Source organism: uncultured Zoogloea sp., assembly GCF_937894855.1.
GTDB lineage: Bacteria > Pseudomonadota > Gammaproteobacteria > Burkholderiales > Rhodocyclaceae > Zoogloea > Zoogloea oryzae.
On record NZ_CALAYQ010000078.1, the window covers coordinates 24,328 to 31,353 of the forward strand.

6 protein-coding genes are annotated in these 7,026 nt (G+C 68.2%); all 6 read left to right on the forward strand.

The genetic code is table 11. The features are described from left to right. Positions 1–6: 6 nt before the first annotated feature. Complete coding sequence (murD, locus tag Q0672_RS10060) at positions 7–1,398, forward strand: UDP-N-acetylmuramoyl-L-alanine--D-glutamate ligase (protein WP_298621889.1); 1,392 nt, start codon at positions 7–9, stop codon at positions 1,396–1,398. Further along, positions 1,395–2,630 (forward strand): putative lipid II flippase FtsW, encoded by a 1,236-nt coding sequence (gene ftsW, locus Q0672_RS10065; protein WP_153162000.1) that lies wholly within the window; start codon positions 1,395–1,397, stop codon positions 2,628–2,630. Before murD ends, ftsW begins: the two co-directional genes overlap by 4 nt. 82 nt (positions 2,631–2,712) lie before the next feature. Further along, positions 2,713–3,771 carry an undecaprenyldiphospho-muramoylpentapeptide beta-N-acetylglucosaminyltransferase gene (murG, locus tag Q0672_RS10070; RefSeq protein ID WP_153162001.1) on the forward strand — a complete coding sequence of 353 codons (1,059 nt, stop codon included), beginning with the start codon at positions 2,713–2,715 and terminating at the stop codon, positions 3,769–3,771. 10 nt (positions 3,772–3,781) lie between these two features. Then, positions 3,782–5,176: a UDP-N-acetylmuramate--L-alanine ligase gene (gene murC, locus Q0672_RS10075; RefSeq protein WP_153162002.1), complete on the forward strand. Its 1,395-nt coding sequence runs from the start codon at positions 3,782–3,784 to the stop codon at positions 5,174–5,176. A gap of 28 nt (positions 5,177–5,204) precedes the next feature. Further along, positions 5,205–6,119 carry a D-alanine--D-alanine ligase gene (locus Q0672_RS10080; RefSeq protein WP_153162003.1) on the forward strand — a complete coding sequence of 305 codons (915 nt, stop codon included), beginning with the start codon at positions 5,205–5,207 and terminating at the stop codon, positions 6,117–6,119. Further along, complete coding sequence (locus Q0672_RS10085) at positions 6,112–6,990, forward strand: cell division protein FtsQ/DivIB (protein WP_298621896.1); 879 nt, start codon at positions 6,112–6,114, stop codon at positions 6,988–6,990. The genes Q0672_RS10080 and Q0672_RS10085 overlap by 8 nt, the downstream gene beginning before the upstream one ends. Positions 6,991–7,026 lie beyond the last annotated feature (36 nt).

Genomic DNA, 7,026 nt, shown 5'->3' on the forward strand with positions numbered 1-7,026 from the left:
GCGACGATGGCAAACGCTGATCTCACCCTCGTCCTCGGCCTCGGCGAATCCGGCCTGGCCATGGCCCGCTGGCTGGCCCGTCAGGGCGTGGCGCTGCGTGTAGCTGATTCCCGCGAGACGCCGCCGGGCGTGGATCGCCTGCGCGCCGATGCGCCGGCGGCCGAGATCGTCACCGGCGCCTTCTCAGAGGCGTTGCTGGATGGGGTGAGCCGCGTGGCCATCAGCCCGGGGCTCGATCCGCGTCAGCCGCTCATCGATGCCGCCCGCAAGCGCGGCATTCCGGTCATCGGCGAGATGACCCTGTTCGTCGAAGCCCTGCAGAGCCTTGGCGCGTGGGATCAGACCCGCGTCATCGCGATCACCGGCACCAACGGCAAGACCACCACCACCACCCTGGCCGGCGAGATGGTCAAGGCGGCGGGTGTCGATGGCGTGGTCGCCGGCAACATCAGCCCGGCTGCGCTGGACGTGCTGCTCGCCCGGCTCGACGCCGGCCAGGCGCTGCCGCAGATGTGGGTGCTCGAACTCTCCAGCTTCCAGCTCGAAACCCTGCCGCCGCTGGCTGCCGCGTCGGCCACGGTGCTCAATGTCACCGACGACCACCTCGACCGCTACGCCGGGCTCGATGAATACGCCGCCGCCAAGGCCGCCGTTTTTCACGGCGCGGGCGTGCAGGTGCTCAACCGCGAGGACACCCGGGTCAAGGCCATGGCGCTGCCGGGCCGCCGGGTGTTCACTTTCGGCATCGACGCGCCGGCCGGTGCCGACGATTTCGGTACCCTTCATGCCGACGATGGCGAATGGCTGGCCCGGGGCGCTGAAAAGCTCCTGCGCCGCGCCGACATGCAACTCGCCGGCAGCCACAACGTTGCCAACGCGCTGGCCGCGCTGGCCCTGTGCGAAGCCGCCGGCCTGCCCCGCGCACCGCTGATCGCCGCCCTCAAGGCCTTCCGCGGCCTGCCGCACCGGGTCGAACCTGTGGCCGAGCGGGCCGACGGCGTCATCTACTACGACGACTCCAAGGGCACCAACGTGGGCGCCACCGTGGCGGCCCTCGAAGGCCTGCGCCGCAAGGTGGTGCTGATCGCCGGCGGTGACGGCAAGGGCCAGGATTTCTCGCCCCTGAAGGACGCCTTCGCCCGCTACGCCCGCGCCGTGGTGCTGATCGGCCGCGACGCCGCCGCCATCCAGGCCGCGGTGGATGGCTGTGGCGTGGCCCTCATCCAGGCCGCCGACATGGACGCCGCCGTGCTCGAAGCCAATGCCCGCGCCCAGGTTGGCGACGTTGTGCTGCTCTCTCCGGCCTGCGCCAGCCTCGACATGTTCCGCAACTACGCCCACCGCGCCCAGGTCTTCATCGACGCGGTCAAGCGCCTGCCTGACGTCCGCCCCGTATGAAGCTCGCCGCCGCCATCTCCGGTTTTCTCGCCCGCCACGCGGAAGACAGCGCCGCGCCGGTGACGAGCCGTGCCGTCGGTCGTCTGATGCAGCCCCTCGGCCAGCCTCGTGAGCTCGACCCGTGGCTGATCTGGTCGGCCGCCGCGCTGCTCCTGCTGGGGCTGGTGATGGTCTTCTCCGCATCGATCGCCACCGCCGAAGGCAGTCGCATGTTCGGCCACCAGCCGGCCTACTTTCTGGTGCGGCACGCGGTCTTCCTCGCCATCGGCGTGATCGCCGGGGTGGTGGCCTTCCAGATTCCCATGCGTGCGTGGCAGGAGATGGCGCCCTGGCTGTTCATCGCCGGCGTGGTGCTGCTGCTCATCGTGCTGATTCCCCACGTGGGCCGTGACGTGAACGGCGCCCGCCGCTGGCTGCCGCTGGGGGTGGTGAATCTCCAGCCGTCCGAGCTGATGAAGCTGTTCGCCGCCCTATACGCCGCCGACTACACCACCCGCAAGCTGCCGCTGATGGGCAGCTTCAAGCAGGGCTTCATGCCGATGGCCGGGGTGATCCTGTTCGTCGGCTTCCTGCTCCTCAAGGAGCCCGACTTCGGCGCCTTCGTGGTGATCACCGCCATCGCTTTCGGCGTGCTGTTCCTGGGCGGCATCAACGTGCGCCTGTTCGTGCTGCTGGCGATCGTCGCGGCGATCGGCTTCGTGCTCCTGATCACCTTCTCCGAATACCGTCGCCAACGCATCCTGGGCTTCATGGACCCGTGGCAGGACGCCTACGGCAAGGGCTACCAGCTGTCCCACGCGCTCATCGCCTTCGGGCGGGGCGAGTGGTTCGGGGTGGGCCTTGGCGGCAGCATCGAAAAGCTGTTCTACCTGCCCGAAGCCCATACCGACTTCCTGCTGGCAGTGATCGCCGAGGAGCTGGGTTTTGCCGGCGTCGTGGCGGTGGTGGTGATGTTCGCCATCCTGATCCAGCGCGCCTTCGCCATCGGCAAGCAGGCCGTCACGCTGGAGCGCACCTACGCCGCGCTGGTCGCCCAGGGCATCGGCATCTGGCTGGGCGTGCAGTCCTTCATCAACATGGGCGTGAACATGGGCCTGCTGCCCACCAAGGGCCTGACCCTGCCGCTGATGAGCTTTGGCGGTTCCGGCATCCTGGCCAACTGCGTCGCGCTGGCCATCCTGCTGCGGATCGATTGGGAAAACAGACAGATCATGCGTGGAGGCAGCGCATGATTTGTCTGTTTCGACGGAGCGTCGCAAGCTCGCTTGCGGCGACGCGGAGTCAAAATCTCGTGAAATGCGGAGGCAGCGCCTGATGCCCACGCTGATGGTCATGGCCGGCGGCACTGGCGGCCACATCTACCCTGGTCTGGCAGTAGCGGACGCCCTGCGCGATCGCGGCTGGAAGGTGGTGTGGATGGGCAACCCGGAAGGGATGGAAGCCCGCATCGTGCCGGCCAGCGGCTATGAAGTCGCCTGGGTGCGCTTTGCCGCCCTGCGCGGCAAGGGCCTGCTGCGCAAGCTGCTGCTGCCGCTCAACCTGTTGCGGGGCTTCGCCCAGGCCTTCGGCCAGATCCGCCGCGTGAAGCCCGATGTTGTGCTCGGGATGGGCGGCTACGTCACCTTTCCGGGCGGGATGATGGCTTCCCTGCTGGGTCGCCCGGTTGTCGTGCATGAACAGAATTCCGTCGCCGGCCTTGCCAACAAGGTGCTGGCGGGCGTCGCCGACCGGGTTGTCACCGGCTTCCCCGATGTGCTCAAAAAAGGCGAGTGGCTGGGCAACCCGGTGCGCGCCGACATCACCGCGGTGGCGCCGCCGGCCGAGCGCTTCGCCGGCCGCAGCGGCCCGCTGCGGGTGCTGGTGGTGGGCGGCAGCCTCGGCGCCACGGCCCTCAACGAAACCGTTCCCCAGGCGCTGGCGCTGCTCGACCCGGCCGAGCGGCCGCAGGTTACCCACCAGGCTGGCACCAAGCAGATCGACGCCCTGCGCGCGGGCTATCAGGCCGCCCATGTGGACGGCGAACTGCTGCCCTTCATCGACGACATGGCCGACCGCTATGCCGACGCCGATCTGGTGATCTGCCGGGCCGGCGCGCTCACGGTGGCCGAACTCGCCGCCGCCGGTGTGGCCAGCGTGCTGGTGCCCTATCCCCACGCGGTGGACGACCACCAGACCGGCAACGCCCGTTTCCTCGCCGAAGCCGGTGCGGCGGTGCTGATGCCGCAAACCGAACTCACGCCGCAGCGCCTCGCCGCGCTGCTGCAGAAAATGAATCGCGAGCGCCTGCTGGCCATGGCGGTCAAGGCCCGTGAATGCGCCAAGCCGGATGCCACGGCGCGCGTCGCGGATGTCTGCGCCGGGCTCGCTGCTTAAAGGAATCGACGTGAAACACAAAGTCAAGAGCATCCACTTTGTCGGCATCGGCGGTGCCGGCATGAGCGGGATCGCCGAAGTGCTGGTCAACCTGGGCTACAAGGTCAGCGGGTCGGATCTGGGCGACAACGCCGCCACCCGTCGCCTGAAGGCGCTCGGCGCCCGGGTGATCCAGGGCCACGCTGCCGAAAACGTGGACGACGCCGATGCGGTCGTGACCTCCACCGCCGTCAAGGGCGACAACCCGGAGGTGATCGCCGCCCGCGCGCGCCAGATCCCGGTCGTGCCCCGCGCCCAGATGCTGGCCGAGCTGATGCGCCTCAAGCAGGGCATCGCCATCGCCGGCACCCACGGCAAGACCACCACCACCTCGCTGGTCGCCAGCATCCTGGCCGAAGGCGGGCTCGACCCCACCTTCGTGATCGGTGGCAAGCTCAACGCCGCCGGTGCCAACGCGCGCCTGGGCAAGGGTGATTTCCTGGTGGCCGAGGCGGACGAATCCGACGCCTCCTTCCTGCTCCTCACGCCGGTGATTTCGGTCGTCACCAACATCGACGCCGACCACATGGAAACCTACGGGCACGATTTCGCCCGGCTCAAGCAGTCCTTCGTCGATTTCCTGCAGCACCTGCCTTTCTACGGCGTGGCCGTGCTGTGCGACGACGACAAGCACGTGCGCTCGATCATGCCGCTGGTGTCCAAGCAGATCGTCCGCTACGGCTTCTCCGAATCCGCCAACGTGCGCGCCGAGAACATCCACGCCGAAGAAGGCCGGATGGTCTTCGACGTGGTGCGCGTCAATGGCACCACCAGCCGCCTGTCCGTCGTGCTCAACCTGCCCGGCCGCCACAACGTGCTGAACGCCCTCGCAGCGATCGCCGTGGCCACCGAGGTGGGCGTCTCCGACGAAGCCATCGTCAAGGCGCTGGCCGAATTCAAGGGCGTCGGGCGCCGCTTCCAGCGCTACGGCGAGGTGGCGCTGCCCGCTGGCGGCACCGCCACCATCATCGACGACTACGGTCATCACCCGGTCGAGATGGCGGCGACGATCGCCGCCGCCCGTGGCGCCTTCCCCGACAAGCGTCTGGTGCTGGCCTTCCAGCCGCACCGCTTCACCCGCACGCGGGATTGCTTCGAGGACTTTGTGAAGGTGCTGTCCACCGTCGATGCGCTGCTGCTGGGCGAGGTCTATGCCGCCGGCGAAGCGCCGATCGTGGCCGCCGACGGCCGTTCGCTGGCCCGGGCGCTGCGTGTGGCAGGCAAGATCGAGCCGGTCTTCGTCGAGCACATCGAGGAGATGCCGGCGGCGATCCTGGCCGCGGCAAAGGATGGCGACGTGGTGATCACGATGGGAGCCGGCAGCATCGGTGCGGTGCCGGGCAAGCTGGTCAGTGGCGAGATTTGAATCAATGAATGCGGATGTGGTGACGGATGTGAAGAATCGATTTGGCAAGGTCGCGGTGTTGCTGGGCGGGACGTCCGCCGAGCGGGAGATTTCCCTGATGTCGGGCGGCGCCGTGCTGGCCGCGCTGCAGGCGGCGGGCGTCGATGCCCACGCCTTCGATCCGGCCGAGACCGATCTGCACATCCTCAAGGAACAAGGCTATGACCGCGCCTTCATCGCGCTGCATGGCCGCGGTGGTGAGGACGGCACCGTCCAGGGCGCCCTCGAGCTGATGGGCATTCCCTACACCGGCAGCGGCGTGATGGCCTCGGCCATCGGCATGGACAAGTGGCGCACCAAGCTGGTGTGGCTGTCGTCCGGCCTGCCCACGCCGCGCTTCGCGATCCTCGACGCCAACACCGATTGGGACGCCGTCGTCGCCGATCTGGGCCTGCCGATTTTCGTCAAGCCCGTGCATGAAGGCTCCAGCATGGGCGCCACCAAGGTCACAGAGGCCGGCCAGCTGAAGGCCGCCTGGGAGCTGGCCGCCAAGTTCGATTCGCTGGTGCTGGCTGAAGAGTTCGTCACCGGCCAGGAGCTCACCGCGCCCTTCCTGGGCGACCGGGCGCTGCCGCTGGTGCGCATCGTCGCGCCGGGTGGCAACTACGATTACCAGAACAAGTACTTCACCGACGACACCCAGTATTTCTGCCCGAGCGGCCTGCCGGAAGCCCAGGAAAAAGAGATCCAGGCGGCCATCGTGCGCTGCGCCAAGGTGCTGGGCTGCCGCGGCTGGGGCCGCGCGGATCTGATCCTGCGGGACGACGGCAGCTTCACTTTGCTCGAGATCAACACCGCGCCGGGCATGACCAACCACTCGCTGGTGCCCATGTCGGCACGGGTGGCTGGCTTGTCGTTCGAGGCCCTGTGCCTCGAGATCCTTTCCGGAGCCCGCCTTGGCTGACGAGCGCACCACCTCCAACGTCCCGCCCGAGCCCGGCGCCAAGCCGACGGCCGGCAAGCGTGCGCGCGCGGCTGCGCGCCCGCAGCGGGAAGGCGGTGGCAACGGGCTGTGGGATCGTCCCCAGCTCCTCAACCTGATTTCGGACGTCCTGCTGGTGGTGGGCGCGGCCGGGCTCGGCTACGCCGCCGTGGCGTCGGTGTCGCGCCTGCCGATCTACCCGCTGAAGGAAGTCGTCGTCACCACGCCGCTGGCCCAGGTGACCACCGCCCAGCTCGAATACGCAGCCCGGTCGTCCCTGCGCGGCAACTTCTTCACCGTCGATCTGGACGACGTGCGTGGCGCCTTCGAGAAGCTGCCGTGGGTGCGTCGCGCCGACGTGCGCCGCAAGTGGCCCGGCGGCATCGAGGTGCGCCTGGAAGAACACGTGGCCTCGGCCTACTGGCGTGTCGGCGAGACCGGCGACATGCGCCTCGTCAATCGCTACGGCGAGGTCTTCACCGCCGCCAGCAACGCCAGGATGCCGGTCTTCAGCGGGCCGGAAGGTTCGTCGGGCGTGCTCCTCGCCAAGTTCGACGAGTTCTCGACCAAGCTCGGCCCCATCGGCAAGCAGCTGGTGGGCGTCTCGCTATCCGCCCGCGAGGCCTGGCAGCTGAAGATGGAAGACGGCCTCACTATCGAACTCGGTCACGACCAGGCCAAGGCGCCCATCGACGAACGTCTGGCGCGCTTCGTGGGTTATTACCCCCAGGCCAAGAGCCGACTGAACATGAATGTTGCGGTGGTGGATCTCCGCTACCCCAGTGGTTTTGCCCTCCGGCCGATCGCCTCCGCCGAGCCGACGGGCAAGCAAGACAGCAAAAAAGGGAAGTGATGAGCAAAGAATACAAGGAACTGATCGTCGGCCTCG